Genomic DNA, 26,492 nt, shown 5'->3' with positions numbered 1-26,492 from the left:
CAGTTCGGGCGTTATGCTACGTGCAGGCCGCTGCGAATGCGAAAGGATGTTACGATCGCTGTTGTCCCCGGATGCCCGAATTGAAGCTGCAAGGTAAGCATCCGGGGACAAAGGCGACCGCTGACGCTTCTTCACATTCCTTTCGCTTTCTCCGCTGATCACGTATCTTTCGCTTTTCACATATAGTTCTTTTATAAAGAGTAGGGCAGAAGAGAAGGACTCCTATTACACAGCAGATGTTAATATTCGTTAAACAACGGAAAAAGATTCCCGGAGCGCCGCAACGCTAATCTGCTGCAAAGAAGGGATGACGAGGGTTGCGGCACTCAGCGTCTCGGGCGAACCAATGCCGACGCTGCGCATACCGGCACGGGTAGCAGCAAGAATGCCGGCTGCGGCATCTTCGAAGACTACACACTGCTCAGGAGCGGTGCCCACTGCCTGTGCACCCAGCAGGAAGACCTCGGGATCTGGCTTGGCTGCGCTGGTGTGTGTGCCGTCGATGATGGCATCGAAATACGGGGTCAGGCCGGTATTGTTCAGAATGGTCATCGCATTCTTGCTGGCGGAGCCGAGGGCGACCTTGATGCCCTGTTCCCGGCATTCCTTCAGGAAGCCGAGCGCACCCGGCAGAATCTCTGAGCTGTCCATTTTGGCGATGTATTCGACATAGCGGTTATTCTTCTGCTCGGCGAGCCGGGCTTTCTCGGCTTCTCCAAGCTCAATGCCGCCGATCTCCAGCAGGATATTCAGGGACGCGGCCCGGCTGACGCCTTTGAGCCGTTCATTATCCTGCTCGGTGAAGACGAATCCGAGCTCTTCCGCGAGTTCTCTCCAGGCAATATAGTGATATCTCGCGGTATCGACGAGTACGCCGTCCAGATCGAACAGGCAGGCTTTGATTTCTGACATGTTGAACCTCCTTGAATGTATTGGCGGGCAAAATCCTCACCCAGAATAACAATCCGGCATTTAGCGCAAACGTTTGTACAAAGCTCCAAAAAAGAAATGAAGCGGTAAGCTTCATTCATTTCTTGTAACAAGTTACAGGCTTTATTTTCCCGGAGCATACATAGATGACTCCCGTACGATTAGACGGTGGGGAATGACAAAGCGGTTCGTATATCCGTCCTGATTACCCGGCTTCTGGATGCTCTGGATCAGTACCTGCGAGGCCGTATAGCCAAGATGATAAATTCCGATATCAATACTGCTGATCGGCGGACTGGACAGCTCGGAGAGCGGAATATTGTTGAAGCTGACAATCGCCAGATCCTCAGGGACCTTGTACTTCAGCTCATTCAATCCGCGGAGCACGCCGAAGGAGACCATATCATCCACCGCGACAAGCGCTGTCGGGCGGTTCGGAAGATTCATGAAGAAGGACATCGCCCGGTAGCCGCTATCCTGCAGGAACTCGCCTTCCACAATCCATTCATTCTTCATTTCCAGACCCTTGCTCTGCATAGCTGTGCGGTAACCCTCCAGCCGGTCGCGCGACACGATAAGATTCGGCGGGCCGCTGACGAAGCCGATGCGTTCGTGCCCCATAGAGATAAGATGGTTCGTCGCATCATAAGCAGCCATGATATTATCATTGTCCACTGACAAGATATCCTCGTAACGGTCGCTTCGTCCAACCAGGACAAACGGATAACCGCCAGACTGCAGAAAGTCAATCACCGCATCGTCTTTACGGGAATAGAGCAAAATAACACCGTCAACGCGGCGTCCTTTGAGCAGGCGGGAGACAGCTTCCAGCTCTTCCTTCTCGTTTGCCCCGGAGCTGATCAGCACATCATAGCCGGAACGGCTGGACTGAGTGACAATCCCGCGGATCAATTCCATAAAAAACAAATTGGAGAACAGCTCTTCTGCCGGTTTCGGAAGAATGATGCAGATACTGTTGGTGGTCTTGGAAACAAGACTTTTGGCCATCATATTCGGGGTGTAGCCCATTTCTTCCATAATCACTTTGACTTTACGGGAAGTTTCTAAGCTGATTCTGGGATGGCCTGACAACACCCGGGACACCGTGGAGGGAGAGACCCCCGCTTTCTTGGCTACGTCCTTAATGGTAACTGTCATAGAAACCTCCTTATGGAACCGTTTGCTTTACACAGTAATATTAATCGAAGTGTTGAGGATTGTAAATAGAGAAACCCTGTATCTGGCGTTGTCCGGGCAGGTTTGGGTGAGAAGAGCAGCCTTTTTCCCGGTAAAACAGCAGCACAACCCGGCTGAATATAGGGCCATCGTCCTACAATACAGAATTCGATCATCGCGAATGTGTGCAAACGATAATCATGAAGAGGGTTGATTCCAAATGACGCACTAAACGGAGTGCTCAGCATTCCTCTACGTTGCTCTGCATTTCTCTGCATTCCCTCCGGCTATCCTAAGCATTGAGCCATACTGGCAAGCTCCAGAATAAATACAGAATAAAAATAGGGTATTCCGTCAGCTTAAAGGCTGCTGTTGTGGAATACCCTGTGTGCAGCGTACGATCTGAAGCCGCTAACAGTGTGTAGCGCGGAATTTCAGCGGCTGCGCGTCCAGCTTGTTAAACAGCTCCCAGAGCGGACACCAGATTAGGACAAGCTGGCCTGAAGCACCGCGAAGCCATAGGCGGGCAGCTTGAACGACAGCTTGCCGCGTTCTGCACGGAGGGCTTCGCCGTTCCACAGGTTCACCCAGTTGCGTTCTTCAACATCAAGCCGGAAGGTCTGCGCCGTCTCCTCCGTATTGATCAGCACGATGATAAGATCATCGCCCAGGCTGCGTTCGTAAGCCAGCTTGCTGCCCCCGGGTCCGGCTTCCAGGAAGGTGAAGCGTCCTGTACGCAGAGCCGGATGGCTGCTGCGGATCTCAATCAGCTTGCGGTAAAAGCCCAGCAGGTCATGGTCCTGCCGCTGCGGGTCCCATTCCATACATTTGCGGCAGTCCGGGTCGCCTTCGCCGTCCATTCCGATCTCATCCCCGTAATAAATGCAGGGTGTGCCCATGAAGGTGAACTGGAACAGCGCGGCCAGCTTCATCCGGTTCTTGTCTCCTCCGGCCACGGTCAAGAGCCGCGCCGTGTCGTGGCTGTCAAGCAGGTTGAAGGCAACCTCGCTGGCCTGCAGCGGATATCGGGATAGCTGTCTGCCGATCGAATTGGCGAAGCCTTCGGCATCAAGCGTCCCTTTGACGAAGAAGTCCAGCACGGCATCCGTGAACGGATAGTTCATGACAGCATCGAATTTGTCGCCTTCCAGCCAGGGGGCCGATTCATGCCAGATCTCTCCGAGGATATAGGCCTCGGGATTCGTGCGCTTAACGACTTTGCGGAATTCACGCCAGAATTCGTGGTCCACCTCGTTGGCCACATCCAGACGCCAGCCGTCAATGCCCACCTCTTTGATCCAGTACTCGGCCACCTTCAGCAGATAGTCTTTGACCTCTTGATGCTCTGTATTCAGCTTGGGCATCAGCGGCTCGAAGGCGAAGGCATCGTAGGTAGGGATATTGTTCACCACCTGCAGCGGATATTCACGGATATGGAACCAGTGCTTGTACTCAGAGTCCTCGCCTTTCTCCAGCACATCTACGAACGGGGCGAAGGTGCGGCCCGCATGATTGAATACAGCGTCCAGCAGCACACGGATTCCGCGCTCATGGCAGGCCTTCACCAGCTTCTTCAGCGTGTCAACGTCACCGAAATGCGGATCAACCTGCATATAGTCCTCTGTGTCATATTTGTGATTGGTGGTGGCTGTGAAGATAGGCGTGAAATAGATGCCTGTAATGCCGAGCTCTGTAAGATGATCCAGATGGTCGATGACACCCTGCAGGTCTCCGCCGAAGAAATTATCAGGCTGGGGTGTTCCGCCCCAAGGCTGCACGTTCTCAGGGTTCAGAGTTGGATCACCATTCGCGAAGCGTTCGGGGAAAATCTGATAAAAGACAGCATCCTTCACCCAGGCAGGAGGCGTGAAGACATCCCCCCGGCTTATGTAGGGGAATTCGAACAGCCGGTTAGGGTTCGCGGGACGCTCCTTCTGGAAATCACTTTCTGTCATCCAGATACGTTCGTGGCCCTGCTGAAGCAGGAAGCCGTATTTCAGCCTGCGGTAGAGCGGAACCGACTCGCATTCCCAGTAATCGAACATCGCGTCGGAAGTGAACAGCGTCATCGGGATCAATTCTTTGGTAGTATCCCAGGCATATTTATCACCCGCCCAGGCGAAGACCTCCGTCAGATCGCCTTTTTTGGCCCGCAGACGCAGGTGGATCGTATTGTGGTCATAGGCATACGACCAGTTAAGACGGGGACGATGGTACACAGCTTCTAATAACATAATAATTCCTCCCAGATTAGATAGAGTAAGCATCCAATTCTGCACACAACAAAGAGGCACAACCAGCCGCAGGGTATACTACGCCGAGGTTGTACCTAGAAGGAACAGTGCCTTTAAATTATGTGAAGAATAGGGGCTTCATAATGGTTTGGATTATAGCATGGAATAAAAACAGGTTCAAGAGGTTTGTACAAACAGTTGCACAGATTTTTTATCTCGGGAAACCGATTTCCAAAGTCTGTAAAATGATAATATTTAGCAATTTTTCAACATGATTCGCCTTTATATTACAAAAAATTCAAAATCGGATTTTTGAATTGAAGTAATATCAAGTTATTTAAAGAAATCATGCGATAAAAAGAGTAAATACAGCATATATATATGTTAAAGGCGCAATATTGATGAATTTGGTATGTGCAAACGTTTTTACAAGTGTAAGTCTGCTGATGTATTATGAATTCATGAATGAAGCGCTTTCCAAACCGGGTGTAACGTATTAGGAAGAGGTAATCGGAGAAACGGGAATATTTTTTTGAATCTTCTGAAATCGTTTGCGCAAAAGTTGAAAGCACTGTTAGAAGCACTATGGTCAAATCAAGTGATAGACAAAAACGGGAGGGGTTAAACGGAATGAAGCTCAAAAAATGGATGGTTCTCACCGCAGCATGCTCTATGGCAATCTCAATTACGGCGTGCGGCTCAAACAACAATGGGGGAAATGCAGCAGCGACGAATGCTCCTGCGGATAATGCAGCGGCTACAGACAACGCTGGTGCCGGCGGCGCAAATACACCGGCAACCGATGAGATCGTTCCTGAAGAGGGCGCTTCACTGGTCATTTGGGAGAGTAAAGAAGAGAGACAGTTCGCCGAAGAGATCGCCAAGCAGTTCACTGCCAAGTATAACGTCCCTATCAAAATCGAAGAGGTGGCCCCGCCCGATCAAGTCGGCAAGCTTACCCAGGACGGTCCTTCGGGTCTGGCCGCTGACGTTGTCGTCATTCCTCATGATAATCTCGGCAAGGCGGCAAGCGCGAGTCTGGTGCTCCCTAATGATCTTTTCGCAGAGCAGACCAAGGCTGAGAACACGGAGGCTTCCATCGTAGGCTCCTCTTATGATGGTGAATTGTACGGGTATCCGAGAGCGGCAGAGACCTATGCACTGTTCTACAATAAATCTCTGCTGAAGGAAGCTCCTAAATCCTTCGACGACGTCATTGCCTTCAGCAAAACGTTCACGGATAAAGCCAAGAACAGATACGGCATTATGTGGGAAGTCGGCAACATGTACTTCAACTATCCGTTCATCGCCACCACCGGCGGCTACCTGTTCGGTAAAGACGGTACTGACAAGGACGATATTGGTCTGAACAATGAAGGCGCGATCAAAGGCCTGACGGAATTTGCCAAGCTGAAGGAAGTGCTGCCGATCAAGAGCGGTGATATTAATCCGGACATCAAGCGCAGCTTGTTCAACTCAGGCGATGTAGCTATGGACATTACAGGACCATGGGAGCTTGCCGGGTACAAAGAAGCGCTGGGCGACAACCTCGGTATTGCGCCGGTTCCTACCATTGACGGTAAAACAGCGATTACTTTCTCCGGAATCAAAATCTTTACAGTCAACGCGTATACGCAATATCCGAATGCCGCTAAACTGTACGCCCGCTTTGCTTCCGGTAAAGATTCACAGCTTACGCTCAATAAGCTGATCGGTTCTGTGCCGACGAACAATGAAGCTCTGCAGGATGCGCAAATTACTGGTGATCCTTTCGTATCCGCTTTTGCTGAGCAAGCCAAGAATTCACAGCCGATGCCTTCGATTCCTGAAATGGGGAACGTCTGGAGCCCGGTGAACGCAGCCCTTCCGGCAATCTGGGATAACAACACTGATCCTAAGACTGCGATGGACAAAGCTGTAGAACAAATCAAGGATCTGAACAACGGGGCCACTGCCCAGTAATTACACAACCATGAGCTTACAGTGGAATTCAAGCCGCCCGCCGCATAGCCTTGCAGCGGGCAGTTTCCTTGAATTCGGCACGGAGAGGAGAACGGAAGGGAAATGCAGCGACACAAAGCGAAAGCTGGGATACTGTCGGCCATTTTTATGGGACTGGGACAAATATATAACCGCCAATTCATTAAAGGGCTAATGTTCATAGCTGTAGAAGCTGTAGCACTTATCTATTTCATTAGCAATTTGGGAAGAGCCTTCTGGGGAATGACCACACTTGGTGAATCTCCAAGCCGTCTGGAGAAGGTAAAAGGGATTGCCAAAATGGTTCCCGGAGACCATTCCATTGTCATTCTGATTGAAAGCCTGATTACCCTGCTGTTCTTTGTGTTATTCCTGATCGTCTGGTACATGAATATTAGGGATGCCTATAAAATCGGAGCAGAACGCGAAAACGGCCGTCCATCGCATACATTTAAGCAATCCGTACGTTATATACTGGATTACAAATTCGCCCAGAGCTTCTTGCTGCTCCCGGGTATGGGCATTCTGTTCTTCACCATTATGCCGATCATATTTATGATCATGCTGGCTTTTACCAACTATGCCGCACCGAATCACATCCCTCCGGCCAAGCTGGTCGATTGGGTGGGCTTTGAGACCTTCCGCAACCTGCTGGTGCTAAAAACCTGGAGCCATACCTTTTACGGTGTACTTACCTGGACCATCATCTGGGCGGTTCTGTCAACCATAACTACTTATTTCGGCGGGATGCTGGTCGCCCTGCTGATCAACCAAAAAGGTATCCGCTTCAAGGGCATGTGGAGAATGCTCCTGATCATTCCTTATGCCATTCCGCAGATGATCTCCCTCCTCTTGATGCGCAACCTGTTCAACGGGCAGTTCGGCCCGATCAACCAGTATCTCGGATTTTTCGGACTGGATGGATTGCCTTGGCTGACCGATCCGTTCTGGGCCAAGGTTACAGTAATCGTGGTGAACATGTGGGTAGGTATTCCGGTGTCCATGCTGCTGATTATGGGGGTGCTGACCACGATTCCCCGCGATATGTATGAGGCTGCTGAAGTCGACGGGGCGACGAATTATCAGAAATTCCGGATTGTCACTCTGCCGATGATCCTGTTCTCTACCGCCCCTACTCTGATTATGCAATTCGCCGGCAATATCAATAACTTCAATGCCATCTTCCTGCTGACGGGAGGGAACCCGGTGAACGGGAACTATCAATACGCCGGTTCGACGGACCTGCTCGTCACCTGGCTTTATAAGCTGACGCTGGATCAGAACAAGAATAATATGGCGTCCGCGATAGGGATCATCCTATTCATAATTGTTGCCGGGTTCTCCCTGTACAACTACCGCCGGACCAAATCATTCCAAGAGGAGGACATGATTCAATGATCATCGGACGCAAAGCTGTCAACTTTATTCGTCTGGGCTTAAGCTACATTGTTCTGGTTGCACTGGCGATTGCTGCCATCTATCCGGCACTCTGGATTCTGCTTGCCTCCTTCCGGCCGGGTAAATCCTTGTACAGTAAGACGCTGATTCCTGAGCAGTTCACACTTGCGCACTACAAGGAGCTATTCACCTCACCGGTGTATATGTTTGGAACCTGGTATGCCAATACGCTCAAAATAGCGGTATTCTCGATGCTGATCGGCGTGGTGCTGACGCTTTTGACCAGCTATGCCTTATCCCGGTTCCGGTTCAAAAGCCGCAAGACAACGATGTCCACGCTGCTGATTCTCGGGATGTTCCCGGGCTTCATGAGCATGATTGCCATCTATCTGCTGCTGAAGGAGTTCAATCTGCTGGATACCCATCTGGCCCTGATTATCGTGTATGCGGCCGGAGCGCCGCTCGGAGGGACGCTGATCGCCAAAGGCTTCCTGGATACGATTCCGCGTTCACTGGATGAAGCGGCACGGATTGACGGGGCGAGCAACTTCGGGATTTTCACCCGGATTATCCTGCCGTTGTCCCGTCCGATGATCACGTATATAGCGCTGACCCTGTTTGTCGGCCCGTGGGTGGACTTTATCTTCGCCAAGCTGATCCTGCGGACCAAGGAGAACTGGACGGTCGCGGTGGGCATGTGGGATATGGTCAATACGATGCAGAATTCCAATTTCACACTGTTTGCGGCGGGTGCAGTGCTGATCTCTGTACCGATTATGATTCTGTTCGGGTTCCTGCAGCGCCTGCTGGTTGACGGTCTGACGGCAGGAGCCAGCAAGGGATAGGAAGTGTTTAAGTTTTGAGAATAGCAGGTGCGGCCTTTAAGCAGTTATGAAGGGCTGCGCCTGCTATTTATTTTGGACGGTTTGTTAAACCTACATAAATAAGGGGAGAGTGTCATGAAACGGCGGCGGAAATTAAATGTCAGGTCGGTTGGCTTCAAGCTATTTGTGATTTTATTCTGTACCATTGTGCTATTGTCCTCAGTTCTGGGCTTAACCTCCTATTATGCGGCAAAAAGGATCATCACAGACGAGGTCGCTGCGGCCTCCTCGCAGTCCATTGTGCAGGCGGCGGACAAGCTGGATTTCCTCTTCGCTGAGTACGAAGCGCTCTCCAGGCAATTTGCTGTAGACTCTGTGTTAAAAGCGGATATGGAAGCTGTCAACAATCCAGCCGCCGGTACAGTTGTTAAGGCAGCAGCGGAGGATAGAATCCGCCGTAAGCTGGATTCGGTCAGGGGGTCGGATGAGCGGCTGCTCGGGGTCCGGCTGGTCTCCAGAAGCATGGTGGATGCCGAATCCTATAAATCTACGGGAATTAGCGGTGTGCGGAGTGATGAAGGTATCCTTGCCCGGATGCAAGAGATTGATAACGGCAAAGGTGAGCCTGTCTGGTTCCCTGTACGTGCCAAGGGTTTTTTTGACGCGTACAGCGAGTCCTCTCTGACAATGGGCCGTCTGCTGCGGAATATTCAGAATCCGGCCGCCGAGTATTATATGCTGATTGAGGTGAAGGGAAGCGCGCTGACGGGTGTGTTGTCTAATCTGCATATCGGGCTTGCCGGGGAGATCCGCATCCTTGATCCTTCGGGCCGGGTGGCATACGGTGCTGACAACGCGCTGCTCGGGCAGCCTTCTTATATACATACCGCAGAGAGGAAGACCGGGGGACAGGAGCAATCGGGAAGGTTAAAGGATGAAAAGCGGCAGTCCGGTACGTCAAAGGCCGGGGGGCCGGTGCATTCTTTCACTACCGGGGATGAGCAGGGCAATCCTCAACTGGTGGTCTATCAGCCGCTGGCTACAGCGGACTGGACGCTGCTGGGATATGCGCCGGTGAGCGACTTCACCAAATCTGCCGACAGGCTGCTCTATATTACCTTCCTGGTAGTATTGGCAGCAGCGCTTATTGCTCTGGTCATCGGCTATGTTCTGGTCCGGCTCATCGGGCGTCCGCTCGGCAAGCTGGCCCGGCTGATGGAGGAGGGCGAGCAAGGCAACCTGCAGGTGCGGACGGACTTCAAGGGCCGGGATGAGATCGGACGGCTGGGCCACAGCTTCAACCGGATGATGGAGCAGATCTCCCTGCTGGCGGGCCGGAGCAGCAGCTCGGCTGCTGAAGTGCTGGCCACCTCGGAGCAGCTTGTCGCAGCTTCGGGAGCGATCAGCGGCCAGGCCAGCGAGGTAGCCGCTGCGACCGGCGAAATCGCAGGCGGAGCTGCCAGTCTGGCGGCTGAAGCGGAGAGCAGCAACGCCAAGGTGGAGCGAATGCGGGACAAGGCGAACGAAGTGGCCGGGACGAATGCGGTCATGGCCGCTTCGGCAGGGAAGGTTATGGAGGCCAGCGACCAGGGAGCGGAGCGGATGAAGAAGCTGGTTGCGCAAAGTGAGAGCGTCCTGAAGATGATGGACTTGATTCAGGAGAATTCAGCCATGCTGCGGGATAGCACAGTGCTGATCCGCAGCATCCTCTCCCCGATGATTGCCATGAACAAGCAGACGAATATCCTGGCACTGAATGCATCCATTGAAGCTGCACGGGCAGGAGCCGCCGGCAGAGGGTTCATTGTCATTGCCGATGAGATCCGGAGGCTGGCCAATCAATCCAGCCAGTCGATCGCATCCGTCTCCAGAATTACGGAGGAGATCAGCAGCCATATTGAGAACACAGTTCAAATTGTGGGTGAAGCTGCACCGCAATTCGGCAGCCAGATTGTCTCGGTCCGCGAAGCCTCGCTGATCTTCCAAAGCGTGCGAACAGAGATGGAGGTGTTCAGCGGTTATCTGAGCCAGTCTTCAACGGCTGTCGCCGAGCTGACCGAATATCAGCAGCAGCTGGGACAATCCATGGCAAGTGTGATCTCGGTCGTGCAGCAGACCAGCGCCTCCACGGAGGAGGTGGCCTCCATGTCCTCACAGCAGTTCCTGGTAAGCAGGGAGCTGGTGGCTCTCTCGGGCAAGCTGGAGACGCTGGCAGAGAATCTGAAGCAGTCGATGCGTTCTTTTGGGGGAGGAGAAGGTATGGGCAGCTAAGGGAGTTCGTATTGCCAGAGCTTGCGCTTATCTATAAGATGGATAAAGAATTAGAAGTTTATCTTGAACACTGAAGGTGATGTCATGGACAAGCATTTATTTCTGAACGGCGGAGGTCCGCCGTTTACTCATGGTATGGCACGGAGATTCGCTGGCTTGATGGCAGCAGGGCCCGTCGCTGTCTTGTTTGAAGAACGGGAGGACTGGCCGGATTATATGCCTGCTTATATGCAGCCGCTCGTTGACGCAGGGTTGTCTGAATTCTGTTATTTGCCGCTGAAGTCCACTGAGGTGAGTACTGCTATGCAGAGCCTCGGGGCCAGCGGCGGGATCATCATCGGAGGCGGAGACACGGATCTGTATGCTGACCTGATTGTGGACACCCCTATCGGTGAAGTAATCCGGCAGCGTTATGAGTCAGGAGTGCCGGTTGCCGGTTTCTCAGCAGGAGCCTTGATTAGCCCGGAGCGGTGCGTAATTTCCGCCAAGGATAATGAGAGCAGGCAATTCAAACACCGCAAGGGCCTCCATCTGATTCCTGAGCTGCTGCTTTCCGTTCATTTCACACAATGGGATGAGTAGGAGCATTTACGGACAGCGGTTCGTACCCTCGGTGAGCTTCCGAATTACGGAATAGACGAAGACACTGGCATCTACCTGCTGAATGGACAGCTCGAAGCGATAGAGGGCGGCGGGGTGTACAGTCTGGTGAATGGAATATTAACAAAGGTCCATTGAGGATGATGAACAAGAGCAGGGGGCGTGGGCCTTCGGCTCTTGTTTTCTGTGATCTCCGATAAGAATGCGAGCATCCGGGATCAACCTAGCAGTTGGATTTTCTCCACTTGCTGATGAATGAATAGACGCAGCGAGAACAGGAGGTGGATAAACAGCACTTAAATTATCGCATTCACCCAAAGTAGCTGAATCCTTCATTAGTAGATGCTGTTTATCCACTTGCTTACCCACAATCCGCCGAAATCGAGAAATTAAGCTACCTTTTTCCACTAGCTTGGTGCAGGAGGCGTCCCCTCTCAGGTCCCCTCAGGTCCCCTTCGGTAGATCATTCCCTCTCGACATCCCCTTTTGTTGCTGCCTGTGCCTTATAGTTAGGATTTGGTACCTTAACATCTGCTCACTTTTACATATAAGCTCCTTTTTCCTGGAAGTGAATGTACAGCAGTATTTTAATTGCACATCGTGCAATCAGCCGCCTGTTTCTTGTCCTGCTCAGCTTCAGCGGGTACACTTGTGCTATTGATACTTGGGTGAGAGGAGTGATGCGGAGTGCCGGAGTTGAACGGGAGTCTTTTTGAGCAGGCTTTGCTGGACGGGGATTATAGCCCGCATTTCCTGGCCTATTACTACAAGCAGTGGAGCAATTATACGATGGCCTATCATCACCATAACTCCACGGAAATTATGTATCTGATCTCAGGCACCTGTGTGGTGGATGTGCGGAACGAATCGGGCGGAGATACGCCCTTCCGGCTGAAGCGGGGCGAAATGATTCTGCTGGATGCAGGGGTCCCGCACCGGTTGATCGTCGAAGAGGGCTCCTCCTGCCGGATGCTGAATGTGGAATTTGCTTTTACAGAATACAGGGGTGTGGTTCCTTCCGTCGGCAGACTGGCCCGGGAAGAGGAGGCGCTTGCCGAGTTGCTGCGGCATCCGTTCGACAGTCTGGTACTCTCAGACCAGGAGGAGGTCTTCCATGTCCTGAAGGCACTGGTGCTGGAGCTGGATCAGCGGGGGAGGACGGGAAGCAGCATGGTGCATCTGCTTTTCTCGGAGCTGCTGCTGCGTCTGGCGAGACTGCGGAAGGAGTCGCTTCCGGCCAGCCAGCAGCCGTCACAGCTCTATGTCCGGCGGGCGATAGAATTCCTGCATCAGAATTATGACCGGAGCATACAGGTCAAGGAGATTGCACTCTCCGTGAATGTTCACCCCGGCTATCTGCACCGTATCTTCAGAACCCATACAGGGCAGACCTTGACCGATTATCTGAACAGGCTGCGCATGGAGAAGGCCCGGATGCTGCTGGGGCAAGGGGAGATTCCGGTAGCGGAGATCGCCGATTATGTGGGCATCAGCAGCAGGCAGTATTTTCATCTCCTGTTCAAAAAGTATGCCGGCTGCACACCAATCGAATACCGTAACTCTATTGAACGTCATTTCTGGAGTGAGGAATAGACGGAATCCGCGCGATTGGTATTCTGCACATTAAGTTAGGATTGTTGACACTATACCGGCAAAATGGTCATGATATTGGTTACGCTTCCGGCAGCCTCCTTGTTACAATGGACAGGAATCAACAATTCATTGCCGGAGGATGATAACGATGTCTTTTAAAGTAACCTTTATCGGGGCGGGCAGTATCGGATTCACGCGCGGATTGCTGCGCGATCTGCTGACTGTACCGGAATTCCGTAATATTGAAGTTTCCTTCATGGATATAAACAGTCATAATCTGGACATGGTCACCGAGCTGTGCCAGAGAGATATTAAGGAGAACGGTCTGGATATCGTAATCTCCCCCACTACGGACCGCAGAGAAGCGCTGAAGGATGCCAAGTACGTATTTTGTACTATTCGGATGGGGGGGCTGGAGGCCTTCGCTACCGATGTGGACATTCCGCTGAAGTATGGCGTGGACCAGTGCGTAGGCGATACGCTGTGTGCGGGGGGTATCATGTACGGACAGCGCGGGATTGCGGAGATGCTGGAGATCTGCCGCGATATCCGCGAGGTGGCCGCACAAGATGTGCTGCTGCTGAATTACTCGAATCCGATGGCTATGCTGACCTGGGCCTGCAATAAATACGGCGGTGTGCGGACGATCGGGCTCTGTCATGGCGTACAGCATGGACATCAGCAGATCGCCCAGGTCTTCGGGCTGGAGAAGTCGCAGGTGGATATTATCTGCGCCGGGATCAATCACCAGACCTGGTATATCTCCGCCAAGCATGAAGGCAGGGATCTGACGGCAGGTCTGCTGGAGGCCTTCGAGCAGCACCCGGAGTACAGCCGTACAGAGAAGGTGCGGATTGATATGCTCCGCCGCTTCGGCTATTACAGCACGGAATCGAACGGTCACCTGAGCGAATATGTACCTTGGTACCGCAAGCGCCCGAGCGAGATCATGGACTGGATTGATCTGGGCGTGTGGATCAACGGGGAGACGGGCGGATACCTGCGGGTCTGCACGGAAGGACGCAACTGGTTCGAGACCGACTTCCCGAACTGGATGAAGGACCCGGCCCTGGAGTATATCCCGGACAAGCGCGGCGAGGAGCATGGCTCGTATATCATCGAAGGCCTGGAGACAGGACGAGTGTACAGAGGCCACTTCAATATGGTGAATAACGGAGTCATCTCCAATCTGCCGGATGATGCGATTATCGAAGCACCGGGTTACGTGGACCGTAACGGCATCTCGATGCCGCTGGTCGGCGACCTGCCGCTCGGCCCGGCGGCTGTCTGCAACGTGAGTATTTCCGTGCAGCGTCTGGCTGTGGAAGCGGCTGTGCATGGCGACGATAAGCTGCTGCGTCAGGCCTTCATGATGGACCCGCTGGTCGGCGCGGTCTGCAATCCGAAGGAGATCTGGCAGATGGTCGATGAGATGCTGGTTGCCGGGGAACAATGGCTGCCGCAATACAGTGCAGCCATCGCTGAAGCGAAGGAGCGCCTGGCTTCCGGGAATCTGATTCCGACGAATGCCGGCAACGAGGGAGCGGCCCGGCTCAAGGTGAAGACGGTGGACGAAATGATGCAGGACCGCGAAGCCGCGAACAAGAATGCCGGAGAGTCTGATAAGGGTAAGGATCGTGAGAAGGTGCAGTAGGTTATACCACCAATGGTATTGTAACCATAAAGAGGGCGGGTTTTGAATCTCTGATTAAATAAAAGTGTTCTTTACGCTGGGTGAAACATCCGCGTAAGAGACACTTTTTTGTGTTTTTACAGGTGGGAAATTGTTATTTATACCAAGTAAAGGCTTGTTTATTACATGAGCAATACGAATGGGAATACAGATGTTAATTTAATTACATCTTTAGCGATCATGAGAAGGTGGTGTGAGACAGTGTACAACACCAGACAAGCTGTCATTATTGATACCGGAATTGATATGACCAATTGTAGCTTAGCTAAACATGTAATTAACGGGAATGGGTTTAAATATGTTGGCAATCGGATTATTGAAGAAGATCACTTCCAGGATGAGAACGGACACGGGACAACTTGTGCAGACACCATCTTACAGGTATTTAGTGAAGCACAGTTTTATGTTATTAAAATAGCCAATTCAGAAGGAAAGACAAGTACAGAGCTTTTGCAGAGGGCTTTAAAACAGTGTCTAACGCTAAATATTAAGTTTATTTGCGTAAGCTTAGCTCTGACTAAGGAATTGTATCAGCAGGATCTGTCAGAGATCATTCAATTATTGGAAAATCAGAATAAGCTTGTTTTTGTATCCGTTAGAAATGGCAGCAAAAGAAGCTATCCAGCCTGTCTGTCTGGCGTTATTGGTGTAGGAGGACTGCCGTATTGTTCAAAGAAAGCTTTCTCTTACTCGGCGCACCAGGAGATTCAAGGGGTCTTCGATGACTCGCCTATTTTTGTATATACGCTTGCAGGCAGATTTACTTTCTTCAAAGGTACCTCTAAGGCCAATGCCCTTTGTGTGGGAATGAGCATGAAGATACTCACAGAGAGCCTGAAGTGCAATGAAGAGCTGACTTTTTCGGAATTCAATGATTTGCTTGAACAATATGCCCGGCAACATGAAGTTGCAGAACTTACAGAAGTTATCCGCCCGGTAACAGAAAGCGATAAGAACGAATGTTCAGAACAGCTGCGTGTGCAAATTGAAAGGGTGATGTACAGAATTACCGGTAAAGAGCTGGAGCCTGACCTTCTGCTGAATGGCCCCTTTATATCTCAGACAACGGGGATAAACTTTAATAACTTCTATGATTTCTGGAAAGCTCTAGAAGAAGAGATTGGTTTTACTATACAGGATTATCATCAGATTCGGATATTGGATGCTTGTTCCTATTCAGCATTATTGTCATTTTTAGAGGGGGTGATGAACTGCCGTACGGCAATCATGAAGAACGTTTGAGGTAAAGAAGATATCATGGAAAATATCTATTTTCCCGGGAGGCTTGAGAAATGAATGTTTCTAAACAGATTACTAGAATAGTAATCTTGATTGCGGCATTGTTAGTATTTTCAGTGAATAACAGTCCGGTTATGAAAGCAGAAGATTTATCCAATTATACTTTGGACTTACCCGGAGTGGTAGAGGAAATTGCTTCTGGAGCTGACATTTTAATTACCGAAGATCCATCTGCTGCAAATATTACAGAAAAAGACAGTGATAATATGCATCTTAATTTCGTTAGCGGTGGTTCAAATCATACCCATCAATATATTATTGCCTCCGCTATCTCCATCTTAAATCATGATAAGGGAAATTCTGTGCTTAATACTTATGGAACATCCTTGTTATATTACACAGATTGGCCTGATGATCACGAGACGGATACGGGGACATTTGCCAGACATTTCTACGATCCGGATACGGGAAAGAACTGGCTGGGCCAATCTTCTCCTACTGCGAAGACAAGAGCTGTACAATATTATAATAATGCAGTAGAAGAATATCGAATGGGCAACATAGAAGAGGCCTTTATACACTTGGGAAAAGGGACACATTTTGTCTCTGATATTAACGTTCCTCATCACGCCTCGAATCTTACTGCTCTAAATAGTAATCATGTAGAATTTGAGAAGTATATTGATAAAAACAGGCTGAACTATAAGGTAGCCGGAAATACTCTTGCCGAAAAAACGTATCTGGAAGCCGTGAATACAGAAGTTGCTGATTTGATTCAAAACACAGCAGTATATGCTAAATCCTTAGCAAATTCTGCACAACAATCAAGTTACTATAATGAAGTCGGGAATAAAATAGTACCCAGGGCAATAACCAACAATGTTCAATATATTTATAAGTTTTGTAAAGAAGTCAGGATATTTTAGATAAGAATTACTGCTAATACTAAAGAGCATTCTTATCCGGTTGATACCGGCTGTAAGAATGGCTCTTTTTTGTGCTTTAATTACAATTTTCATCCTTTTATGACATATGTTATATGATATTATTCAGAATATGTTTAAAATTGGAAGTGAAAGCATCTAATTTTTCTTTAAGAAAGAAGGTCGTATTCGTTGTTAAATATCGCTCTATGCGACGATACTAAGCTGGAACTGAGTGTGGTCGAAAACTATGCACTACAATACCCTTACACCAAAGTTGAAATCGACACTTTTGGAAACGGTCCTAAGCTGCTTCAATATTTATCGAACAATAACATTGAATATAATATTTATCTGCTTGATATTGAAATGCCGGATATGGATGGAATTAGTTTGGCCAAAAAGATAAGGGAATTTGATAAAAAAGCCGCAATTATTTTTATCACGAGTTATAGCGAATACATGCAGGATGTGTTCAAAGTACAGACCTTTGATTACCTGATGAAGCCCGTAGATAAGGAAACTTTTTTTGAAGTTTTGCTAAGGGCTGATCTTTACTTACATAGCACCCATAGTTATTTTGAATTTAATTATGAACGGAACAAATATATTCTTAATGCAGATGAAATTATGTATTTTGAAAAGAGCGGAAGAACAGCCCATATTTATACGGAAACCAAAGCCTTTAAGTGCAATCAGACGATTGCCCAGATTCTGAAGCAGCTAGATTCGATGACTTTTGCCCAAATACATGCTTCTTATATTGTTAATTTGAAATATATAGCTGGTATGAAATGTGAAAACGTTGTACTGAAGAAATATATGAATAATGAACTTATGGATACATATCAGGAATTGCCAATCAGCAGGAAATATAAAAAAGATTTTAAAACAAAAATTATGAATTACGTAAGGAAGAGATTTTAAGAAGGTTTGATCTGATGAAGAAAAAATATATGCCAGGTTATTTAAAAAAGCTTCTGATATCAATATCTGTAACTACTATATTTATTTTTTGTATCCATATTGATTTGCTTCTGGAAATTGACGGCTGCCTCCAGCTATCCCGGTGTCTGTTATCTGTGGGTGGTATAGTACTTATTAATATCGCTGTTCTGCATACTTATGATCAAATATGCAATGTCTATAGGAGATTAATCCATCAGGAGATAGTGAATCTGAAGATAAAAACCGGGAATCACTATTATGATCATTTAGAAAATTCTCACAACGAAATCCGTAAACTGAATCATAATATGAAAAATGAATTATTGACTGTATTAGGACTGCTAAAAGCTCACAAGAACGGCGAGGCGGAGCGAATGCTTGAGAATTCTCTTTCCGCGATAAAAAGTACAGAAATACAAAAATATACTCCTAATCATGTGCTGAATTATTTGCTTACAGAGAAAATTAAAGAAGCAACTGAAAGCAATGTTTCTGTATGCGTTCATTGTCTGATTCCAGAACATTTTTCTCTAAACAATGATGTGATTGCAATTATTTTTGGGAATTTGCTGGACAATGCGATAGAAGCATGTGAAAAGATAACCGATGCAGAAAAGAAGATTGACATTAATATAAAGTATCATCAACATCAATTGTATATCCAAATTTCAAATAATATGAATCCGGATATTTTTGACTACCGTTTGCAGAGCACGAAGAAGGATGGGAAAAGTCACGGTTTTGGACTGGAAAGTGTAAAGCAAATCGTGAATGAATATTCAGGCATATTTAAGATACGGACCGAAGGAAACAGGTTTTATGTAAACATTATTTTGTGGGATATGGATTGCTAATGGTGTCATGACACCTGGTCTATTTATGGCACTAAAATTGCTTTTTCTAACATATAAAAGCACTAGGTGCATGTATGGTATAAAATAGAATTATAAGAGGAGGTGAGGAAATAATGGAAAAACTTGAAACTTTGGCACAAGCGGAGTTTGATATGGAAGTGCAACAAGTTTGTGACGGTTCTTGTAAAGGGGATTGTATCGAAAGCACTAATGTTTGCAGTTCACACTTTCTTACCCAGTGGTAGCTAGACCGTGCCTTGCTTAAATGAGCCCAGCCAGAACCTCTGGCTGGGCCATTCCCATGCAATGGCAGCGTGATGAGATCTCTATTCTGCTGAACGAAGCTGTTCCACAATACTTTTTCCACCGCTAAGGGAGTAAATAACGAGTGGAAGAACCACTCCGAGTACTGTAAGTATTGGAAGCACCGCGAACAGCGGCCAGATAATAAAATTATAGCTCATGAACCACATGAGATGACTCAAAGGTCTTGCAATGATAAGGGAGAACAGACTTCCTAACAGGATAGAACATACAATGGTCCCCGCTACAAAGTACAGCCCTTCATAAATAAGCATGGTCTTCAATTGTTTATTGGTCATACCGATGCTTTGCAGTGTAGCGAATTCCTGACGGCGGGTTAATATACTGGTGAGCATCGCATTGGCAAAATTAAGAATTCCTATTAAACCGAGAATCAGGCTGAGGGTTCCACCAATGACTACAACGGTAGTTTGCAGTCCTTTGAATTCATTCCTGACGATGAGTTTGGATTTGTAATGCATCATTGGTTCTGCTATTTCAGTGTATTGCTTCAAAAAGTTCTCCATGGAAGCTTCGTGATCGGCGGATACATTAAAGGCATAACTCATTACGACAGGCTGTTGTACAAGTGATTTATAGAGATCCGCCGGGAGATAGAAGGTGGCGTAGGCTGCAGCGGCAGTGCCGGAATTAGTAGCTTTTATACTAACATGACCAAGAACAGTGAATTCATTGCTGGCATATTTCTGGTCGAGCGGATCATGAATAGTCCCCATATAATTATGCAGGGTTATCTTCTCGCCAACATGAAATCTTGAGTATTCCATTTCCGGGTTGTTATTATCATCCACCGGTACTCCTTCAAGAATATACCTTTTTGAAGCAAGCTTGTTAAAATCAAGCTCACCATCAATTAACTGCAGCCGGTGAAGAGGCAAGTCCTCCAGTCCGAATGCTACTGCAGGCAGATTGCCGCGGGCATCTGCTTCATACCCCTCATTTGTGTTATTGGACTCAATAGTGAGTACATTACTACCACTGTATAACCGCCCGCCTTCTTCGAACCCGGGTTGCTCTTCTACGGCTTGAATGTAGCTTTCGGTTGTAGCGTTATCGGAGCCGGTGAAATCTTCCTGGAAATAGTCAGCATGAGCAATAAGAAAGTCAGTATCGTTAAAATGTGATAAGTACCTGTTCATATCCATACTCTGAGATAACGTAAATGCAGTATTCAGGAGTACCAGACTAAGAGAGAGACTAAACACTACGAGAGCCGTACGTTTCTTATTGCGGCTAAGATTGGCACGGGCCATGAGTGGCATTTTGCCCCCGTTAGCCGATTTTTTCATATGCCTGCCTAGACTTTTAACTCCTCCATCTGAGTACCTTACAGCTTCGATTGGAGAGACGTTGGAGGCAATTTTTCCAGGTCTATAAGTACTAATAATAACGGTAATTACAGCGAATAGACCAGAACAGATAAAAATCCATGGACTCGGTGATACATGTAGCTCAGCTTTTGCGTAGACCGAATTATTCATAAGGAAAGGCACCAGGGATTTACCGATAAAAAAACCTGTGAGGAGACCTAGAGGGACGCCCAACAAAGAGAGGAGCAGGGCCTGTCTGCGGATGATCCGACGGATTTGCCCGCTGCTTGTGCCAATGGTCTTTAGAAGGCCATAGAAACGAATGTCGCGCATTACTGATATTTGAAAGATATTGTATATGATTAAGTAGCCGGTAAACGTAACTAACAGGAGCGCAGCAACCAATGCAAGGACCGTTCCCGTATCCAGGATGAAATTGGTGGAAAGATAGGACCAGTTAACATTGCCGTCCAGATAGTCCGGTGAGGTTTTATCCAAGGAGTAACCACTTTCTGTTATTACTTTGTTCAGTTTTCCCTGCAGATCCAGGCTGTTGCCGAATAGGAGAATAGCACTAACTGTTCCAGTGGGGTCATAGTCCTGCTTATAGGTGCTGTTCAACTCATCGGCATAGGTATCTATATATGTTTTGGAAGCAAAAATTAGCCCTACATTAAATACGGGGTCGCTTTTCCACCAGCCGGAGAGGATAAAGTCACGTTGTACCTCCTTACCATCAATATCAAGCTTTAGGCTTAACTGTGCACCAACTTTTAAGGGGACGCCCAGTAGCTGCAAGGTTGTGGAATCAACAATAACCTCATTGTAAGCAGCGGGCTTATGACCGTCTTCAAGCTCAATAAATCCAAGGTTCATCCCTATATCGTCATAGTACCAAAACTCCGCGTGACGTTTTGAAAATTCCGGGTTGGTTACTTTTTTACATAGTATACGCTCATAAGCAATCTCCTTAATAAGCGGATGGCTCTTAATGTGCTCAAATTCTTCATCGGTTAAATACTTTAGGGTTGCATGCCCATCTCCCCCTGCCTGACGCATCGTTGCCCTCTGTAGGCTCTCCATGGTGCCCAAGCCCATTGTAAACAGGGTAGTGAATAGCAAGGCTGTTAGTGAGATAGCAATAATTGCTATAATATTGCGGGTCTTATTCATTTTCAAACTATTGATAGAAAGATTCTTAATCGCTTTGCTGCTTTTGATATGGATCATCGGTTTTCACCACTTACCATCTTACCATCCTCAATACGGATGATTCGGTCCGCCATTTGTGCGATTTCCTCGTTGTGGGTAATAATAACTATCGTTTGGCGGAACTGCTGACTGGACACCTTAATAAGTCCCATTACGTCCAGGCTTGTTTTGCTGTCGAGATTGCCGGTCGGTTCGTCAGCGAGAATAATGGCTGGTTTTGAGGCCAATGCTCTGGCAATTGCGACGCGTTGTTGCTGTCCTCCAGATAGATTGCTTGGCAGATCGTATAACTTATGATCAAGCCCCAGCGTGTTCACAATTCGGGACAGATAGGATTTATCGGGTTGCTTTCCGTCAAGTTCAATAGGCAGAACAATGTTCTCACATACATTTAAGACCGGTACGAGATTATAATTTTGAAATACAAAGCCCATTTTACGTCTGCGGAAAATAGTGAGTTCTTCATCTTTTAGCGAGGAAATATTTTTTCCATCGACGATAACCTCTCCGCTGCTTGGGCGGTCAAGCCCCCCTAGCATATGCAAAAGAGTGGACTTGCCGCTGCCTGAGGTGCCAATAATAGCGACGAATTCCCCATTCTCCACCTTCAGGTTGATTCCGTCTAACGCGTGAACAGCTGTTTCTCCACTGCCATAAATTTTTTTCAGATTCGTGGTTTCTAATATTTGCACCTTGCATCCCCCTATACAAAAAAATGTTTGTACCGCAGTAACTCTACAGTACAAACATTATCACAATAATCTTTCTACAATCTTTCTCAAATCTAACAGTGTTGAAAGAATTCATTGAATTCATTATTTAGCCGATACTGCAAAACCGTCCAGAATATAGTCGAGATTTTTTACCGTTGAATAGTGAATTTTTTGAGCCGTACAAAATATAGGGGAGGACATATAATAATTACCTGTCTGAATTTTATTAATAATTTTACACGTTTTACTCCGGCAGTTGCTATACATGGCACATGTAGAACAGGCGCCCTCATCTTTTTGGTTGATGGTGTCTAATTCCGCTAACTTTGCTTCATTTAGCCCGGTATGAACATTGCCCATTACAAAATCCCCATGGCCCACTGCCAGAATACAAGGGTATATAGATCCGTCGCTAGCAATATTATAACTGGTATGACAGCCGTCACAGGTACTTCTTCGTCTGAAATATTCATTTTTGAAATTGTGCAGACAGTACTGTGCATTGGTAAGGTCCCTGCTGATCATATAGGTGAAGATATTATAGAGATTCCTCTGGTAGATGTCCATAAGCTCTTTGTTCCAATCCGGATCACTCTCGTCCAGGGCAAAGGCGACAATCTTACAACCCTTCTCATATAGGTATATATAGTTATCAGCGAAATCGGATACGTTATTGGGTGTAATCGTCATTCTAACCCTGTAAAAATAGGATTTACTGTTTAAGTACTCTATCGTTTTCATGACACGCCGGAAACTGCCCTGCCCATTACCGTATACTCTGTTCCTGTCATGGCTCTCCTGGTTACCATCAACACTTACTGTTAATTCCACATGGCTGGCCAGGTAATCGAGGATCTCATTATTAGGAGTAGTGCCATTAGGAGTAGTGCCGTTTGTTGTCATGGTGAAGGCAGTGTTCCCGGGATATTTAGACTGGAATGCCTCAATAATATAACGGATCACCGGATAATTCAGCAGCGGTTCTCCACCATGCAGGCTTATACATAGCTTATCTTTCTGCCGGGCAGGGTTTGCCGCGAGTATTTTCTCAGTGAATTCTATGGCCCTGGCAGCAGTCTCCTGATCCATTGTTTTTGGGACTTTGTTAACATAGCAGTAGCTGCATTTTAAATTGCAATCCTCGGTCACCCAATAAGTAAAATTCATTTGTAATCGCTCCTTGTCCTTCTTATTCTTTCCATACCAGCTGTTGAAGCTGCTTTTTTTGTGTTTGACAAACTGATTCAAACAACGGCTGGTTAAGTTGAAGATAATGAATGTTGCTAATACAATGATGACAAAATAAATTGACATTGCACTCGCTGCAAGGTTCAACATTCCAAGGTCTTACCTGATCAATACGAGAATAATCGGCTCTTGTATTGGCGCTGGCTACCAGATCAATTAAATTATCATCAAATACAGTTCCTAATATAAAATCTCCTGAGTCCATTAATCCTCCGCACGGGTAGATATTTCCGTCCCCCCCGATAAACAACTCTCTTTTACCAGGTGAACATAACCGGCAGCTAAGCTCTTGGATGGCGCTGTCATCCTCAATAGGCTTTTCAGGAAAAATTTCTTTGCTGTTTTCTCCTGCTCTGCCCGCCGATGTCAAAACACGAACAATAGGCTCTACCTGTAATCGGGCACAAAGGTTATGGAAGCGTTCCCTTCCTTCGTCAATAGTGTAGCTAGTAATGGTCATAGACAAAGAGATTTTCTGAAATCCTTTACTCTGCAGTTGCTTAATACTTTTGATTACTCTGTTAAATACGCCTTTGCCCCTAATACTTGCACAAGATTCTTCATCGTACCCGTCTACACTGAAGGAGATGTTGTCCACATATTGTGGTAACTGTCCAGAGTTTTTATCGGTGATAAAAAGACCATTTGTTGAAAGCAGGATGGTCCCGTCAAACTTACTTCTCAAGTGAGCCAGTATATCCATAATGTCAGCATGCATCATGGGCTCCCCGCCAGTAACATTAATGGCTTGGGGCTTAAGCAAGACAAGCTGGTCAATAATTTCTTTTATTTTTTCTGTGGTCAAGACATCGGTGAAGTTTATATCTGCGGATGCACTGCAATGTTTACAGCGCAGATTGCATTTATTGGTTAACGCCAGATACACGACATCTAACGGTTCCTTATAAATATGGGCTAAATGATTTTCCGGCAAAATACATCCGATATTTAATAATTGGTGAAACAGTTTCGATAAATTTTGAATGATTTCGGCATGTGCCGTGCTTTCAGTCGGAATAAGGAATACCTCGGTTTCTTCGGCAATTACCATATCCTTAAGTACATGATAATAAGCTTTGGAGGTTTTTAGGAAATCGCCTGTTTTGGTATTTGCGACAATGACCTGATGATTGTGGAACAATTCCTGCAGGTAAGGATTAAAAACATATTTCATAGTCAGTTCTCCTCTCATGCATTTAACTGCAATAATACCAAGTACAACATTTATTCTTTTAGAAAAGGGTTTATATGTCATAATCTGAACGGTTGCTGACATAATTGGACAAAAATATCTGTCCTCTCTAATCAGTAAAGTGTTTTTTATGACAGGAAAAGGGTGTATGATGTCACGTTCAGGTGGAAAGCAGCGTTAAGTTGTAAAATTACTGGAGAACAATTTTCAATTGATGTATTGGGAGTGGCGTATGCGTATGATCAGAAAGTATAAATGGATCGTTACAGGGGTTAGGAGTTTTAACCTTTTTATAATTTTGATTCTGGCTTTTCAAGCCCTGGATACTGTGGTCAGCCTATTACTTCCGCAGTACATAAGCAGGATTATTGACGGGGGGTTGGACTCGGAGGATTCCTCTTTAATTGTACGGTTTATGATTATCTCTATCGGGCTGTACGTTTTATCCCATTTGTTTAGTTTATTTTCTGAGTTTATCTTTACGGAGCTGGGTAAGAGAATTTCTTACAATCTGAAACAAAAGCTGTTAAAGAAAATATTTACTTTGTCCGGCGAAAATATTAGCATGCACAATGATAAATTATTATCCTTATTTATGAGTGATATAGGGAGTATTGAACGTCTGGTATCGAATGGCATACCTATGTTTATCTCAAACCTGCTGTTTCTTGCAGTTATTTGTTCCGTGCTTCTGTGGTACAACTATCAATTATTTGTTGTGATTTTCTTGATTATAATAATTACATTAATGAGCCAAATGTATTTTAACAGGAAAATCACCCAAAAAAGCAAATTGGTTATGGAAGCTTATGACAGCTCTGTTTTTTACATCAGAGGCACTCTTCATTCTATTATTTATTCAATCGGAATGGGGTTGAGGGACTACGTGCTCGGCAAATATATGCCTCTGGAGGAGTGGGCGCTGGAGACAAACAGAAAAAGAGGGAATACGGTAAAAATAGCTGCCACGGTTTCTTCTGCGATTGTTACTGTCGGGAATGTTCTTCTACTCGGTTGCGGTGCGATGATGGTCGTGAGGGGGCAGACCAGTATTGGGATATTGACGGTTTTTGTGTATTATTCCAATCAGATCATAGGACCCATCAAAGGTGTAACCAGTTATGTGGCAGGCTGGAGGCAGGCTAAAGTATCCATTGATCGAGTAGAGCAGCTTATGAATGCTGAAGAGGTGGAGTGAAATTGAAAATAGAATTTAAGAACGTATGCTATAGTTACAACGGACTGGAAGAGATTTTATCCAACGTTTCCTTCTCTATTGACAGAAACGATATATTCTGTCTGTCAGGCCGGAATGGAGCCGGTAAGAGTACAGCGATAAAGTTATTAACAAAAATTATTTGTAATTATACAGGTGAGATTCTGCTGGGCGAAAAAGAACTGCGGCTCTGGAAGCGGGAAGAAGTCAACGATAAGATAGGCATTTGTTTTCAGGAACCTGTAATGTATATGGATACGCTAATGAATAATATCATTTTGGGACAACAAGGCATTTCAATGGATCGGTTAAATGATTATATTGAACTGTTGGACACCAAGAACTTTATACGTGAGCATGGGGAGGAGCATATTATCGGGAAAAACCTCTCCTTATCCGGCGGCCAAATGCAGATGATATCAATTTTGAGGAACTTTTACAGCAACAAGGAGATATTAATTTTTGACGAACCCACCTCTAACCTGGATGTTATTGTAAAAGAAAAGTTCATTCAGCTCTTGGATGAACTTAAAGAAAGGCACATCGTTATAATGATTACTCATGATAGCGGAGTAGGAGGGGGATATAATAAAATATGGATGAACAAGTGAAAA

Annotated in this window: 21 protein-coding genes; 14 read left to right on the top strand and 7 right to left on the bottom strand. The window is 46.9% G+C overall.

The genetic code is table 11. The annotated features are described in order from the left end of the window. Positions 1-249: 249 nt before the first annotated feature. The 3 genes from pgmB to HQN87_RS24510 all read right to left on the bottom strand — a co-directional run bounded on the left by pgmB (position 250) and on the right by HQN87_RS24510 (position 4,340). Positions 250-912: a beta-phosphoglucomutase gene (gene pgmB / locus HQN87_RS24520; RefSeq protein WP_173138673.1), complete on the bottom strand. Its 663-nt coding sequence runs from the start codon at positions 910-912 to the stop codon at positions 250-252. A gap of 141 nt (positions 913-1,053) precedes the next feature. After that, complete coding sequence (locus HQN87_RS24515) at positions 1,054-2,088, bottom strand: LacI family DNA-binding transcriptional regulator (RefSeq protein ID WP_173138671.1); 1,035 nt, start codon at positions 2,086-2,088, stop codon at positions 1,054-1,056. A 503-nt stretch (positions 2,089-2,591) separates the two neighbouring features. Continuing rightward, on the bottom strand, positions 2,592-4,340 hold the full coding sequence (locus HQN87_RS24510; RefSeq protein ID WP_173138669.1) for an alpha-glycosidase: 1,749 nt from the start codon (positions 4,338-4,340) through the stop codon (positions 2,592-2,594). Positions 4,341-4,970: 630 nt separating this feature from the next. Here HQN87_RS24510 and HQN87_RS24505 point away from each other — a divergent pair. From HQN87_RS24505 to HQN87_RS32825, 12 genes are all read left to right on the top strand, one after another. Continuing rightward, positions 4,971-6,302 (top strand): sugar ABC transporter substrate-binding protein, encoded by a 1,332-nt coding sequence (locus tag HQN87_RS24505; RefSeq protein ID WP_173138667.1) that lies wholly within the window; start codon positions 4,971-4,973, stop codon positions 6,300-6,302. A 102-nt stretch (positions 6,303-6,404) separates the two neighbouring features. Further along, positions 6,405-7,718, top strand: a complete 1,314-nt coding sequence (locus HQN87_RS24500) for a sugar ABC transporter permease (protein ID WP_173138665.1) — start codon at positions 6,405-6,407, stop codon at positions 7,716-7,718. Beyond that, positions 7,715-8,563, top strand: a complete 849-nt coding sequence (locus tag HQN87_RS24495; RefSeq protein ID WP_173138663.1) for a sugar ABC transporter permease — start codon at positions 7,715-7,717, stop codon at positions 8,561-8,563. The genes HQN87_RS24500 and HQN87_RS24495 overlap by 4 nt, the downstream gene beginning before the upstream one ends. Before the next feature lie 114 nt (positions 8,564-8,677). Beyond that, positions 8,678-10,813, top strand: coding sequence for a methyl-accepting chemotaxis protein (locus tag HQN87_RS24490; RefSeq protein ID WP_173138661.1), 2,136 nt, complete (start codon positions 8,678-8,680; stop codon positions 10,811-10,813). A gap of 84 nt (positions 10,814-10,897) precedes the next feature. Further along, on the top strand, positions 10,898-11,395 hold the full coding sequence (locus HQN87_RS24485; protein WP_173138659.1) for a Type 1 glutamine amidotransferase-like domain-containing protein: 498 nt from the start codon (positions 10,898-10,900) through the stop codon (positions 11,393-11,395). Positions 11,396-12,109: 714 nt separating this feature from the next. Beyond that, positions 12,110-13,006, top strand: coding sequence for an AraC family transcriptional regulator (locus HQN87_RS24480; protein WP_173138731.1), 897 nt, complete (start codon positions 12,110-12,112; stop codon positions 13,004-13,006). 148 nt (positions 13,007-13,154) lie between these two features. Continuing rightward, entirely contained in the window at positions 13,155-14,660 is a 1,506-nt protein-coding gene (locus tag HQN87_RS24475) for an alpha-glucosidase/alpha-galactosidase (RefSeq protein WP_173138657.1), read from the top strand. 165 nt (positions 14,661-14,825) lie between these two features. Further along, positions 14,826-15,941, top strand: coding sequence for a S8 family serine peptidase (locus HQN87_RS24470; protein WP_254075645.1), 1,116 nt, complete (start codon positions 14,826-14,828; stop codon positions 15,939-15,941). 50 nt (positions 15,942-15,991) lie between these two features. Then, complete coding sequence (locus tag HQN87_RS24465) at positions 15,992-16,864, top strand: zinc dependent phospholipase C family protein (RefSeq protein WP_173138655.1); 873 nt, start codon at positions 15,992-15,994, stop codon at positions 16,862-16,864. 189 nt (positions 16,865-17,053) lie between these two features. Then, entirely contained in the window at positions 17,054-17,788 is a 735-nt protein-coding gene (locus tag HQN87_RS24460) for a LytR/AlgR family response regulator transcription factor (RefSeq protein WP_173138653.1), read from the top strand. Between the two features lie 14 nt (positions 17,789-17,802). Then, the gene (locus HQN87_RS24455) at positions 17,803-18,663 is read left to right on the top strand and encodes a sensor histidine kinase (protein WP_173138651.1); all 861 of its coding nucleotides are present in this window, start codon (positions 17,803-17,805) and stop codon (positions 18,661-18,663) included. A gap of 113 nt (positions 18,664-18,776) precedes the next feature. Continuing rightward, a complete protein-coding gene (locus tag HQN87_RS32825) occupies positions 18,777-18,908 on the top strand; it encodes a hypothetical protein (RefSeq protein WP_301953221.1) in 132 nt (43 codons plus the stop codon). Positions 18,909-18,989: 81 nt separating this feature from the next. Here the strand turns inward: HQN87_RS32825 and HQN87_RS24450 are convergent, their stop codons facing one another. The 4 genes from HQN87_RS24450 to HQN87_RS24435 all read right to left on the bottom strand — a co-directional run bounded on the left by HQN87_RS24450 (position 18,990) and on the right by HQN87_RS24435 (position 24,746). Beyond that, positions 18,990-21,527 carry an ABC transporter permease gene (locus tag HQN87_RS24450; protein WP_173138649.1) on the bottom strand — a complete coding sequence of 846 codons (2,538 nt, stop codon included), beginning with the start codon at positions 21,525-21,527 and terminating at the stop codon, positions 18,990-18,992. Then, positions 21,524-22,201 carry an ABC transporter ATP-binding protein gene (locus HQN87_RS24445; RefSeq protein WP_173138647.1) on the bottom strand — a complete coding sequence of 226 codons (678 nt, stop codon included), beginning with the start codon at positions 22,199-22,201 and terminating at the stop codon, positions 21,524-21,526. Before HQN87_RS24445 ends, HQN87_RS24450 begins: the two co-directional genes overlap by 4 nt. A gap of 123 nt (positions 22,202-22,324) precedes the next feature. Then, entirely contained in the window at positions 22,325-23,389 is a 1,065-nt protein-coding gene (locus tag HQN87_RS24440) for a radical SAM/SPASM domain-containing protein (protein WP_173138645.1), read from the bottom strand. Positions 23,390-23,411: 22 nt separating this feature from the next. Then, positions 23,412-24,746 carry a radical SAM/SPASM domain-containing protein gene (locus HQN87_RS24435; RefSeq protein ID WP_254075644.1) on the bottom strand — a complete coding sequence of 445 codons (1,335 nt, stop codon included), beginning with the start codon at positions 24,744-24,746 and terminating at the stop codon, positions 23,412-23,414. A gap of 154 nt (positions 24,747-24,900) precedes the next feature. On the opposite strand from HQN87_RS24435, the gene HQN87_RS24430 reads away from it, so the two are divergent. Both HQN87_RS24430 and HQN87_RS24425 read left to right on the top strand, forming a co-directional pair. Then, positions 24,901-25,860 carry an ABC transporter transmembrane domain-containing protein gene (locus tag HQN87_RS24430; protein ID WP_173138642.1) on the top strand — a complete coding sequence of 320 codons (960 nt, stop codon included), beginning with the start codon at positions 24,901-24,903 and terminating at the stop codon, positions 25,858-25,860. Between the two features lie 2 nt (positions 25,861-25,862). Further along, the gene (locus tag HQN87_RS24425) at positions 25,863-26,489 is read left to right on the top strand and encodes an ABC transporter ATP-binding protein (protein ID WP_173138640.1); all 627 of its coding nucleotides are present in this window, start codon (positions 25,863-25,865) and stop codon (positions 26,487-26,489) included. The last annotated feature ends 3 nt before the right edge of the window (positions 26,490-26,492 follow it).

It is taken from the genome of Paenibacillus tritici (assembly GCF_013204885.1).
GTDB classification, from domain to species: domain Bacteria; phylum Bacillota; class Bacilli; order Paenibacillales; family Paenibacillaceae; genus Paenibacillus_AQ; species Paenibacillus_AQ tritici.
Note: the sequence above shows the minus strand (reverse complement) of the source record. Positions and strands in the feature narration are given on the sequence as shown.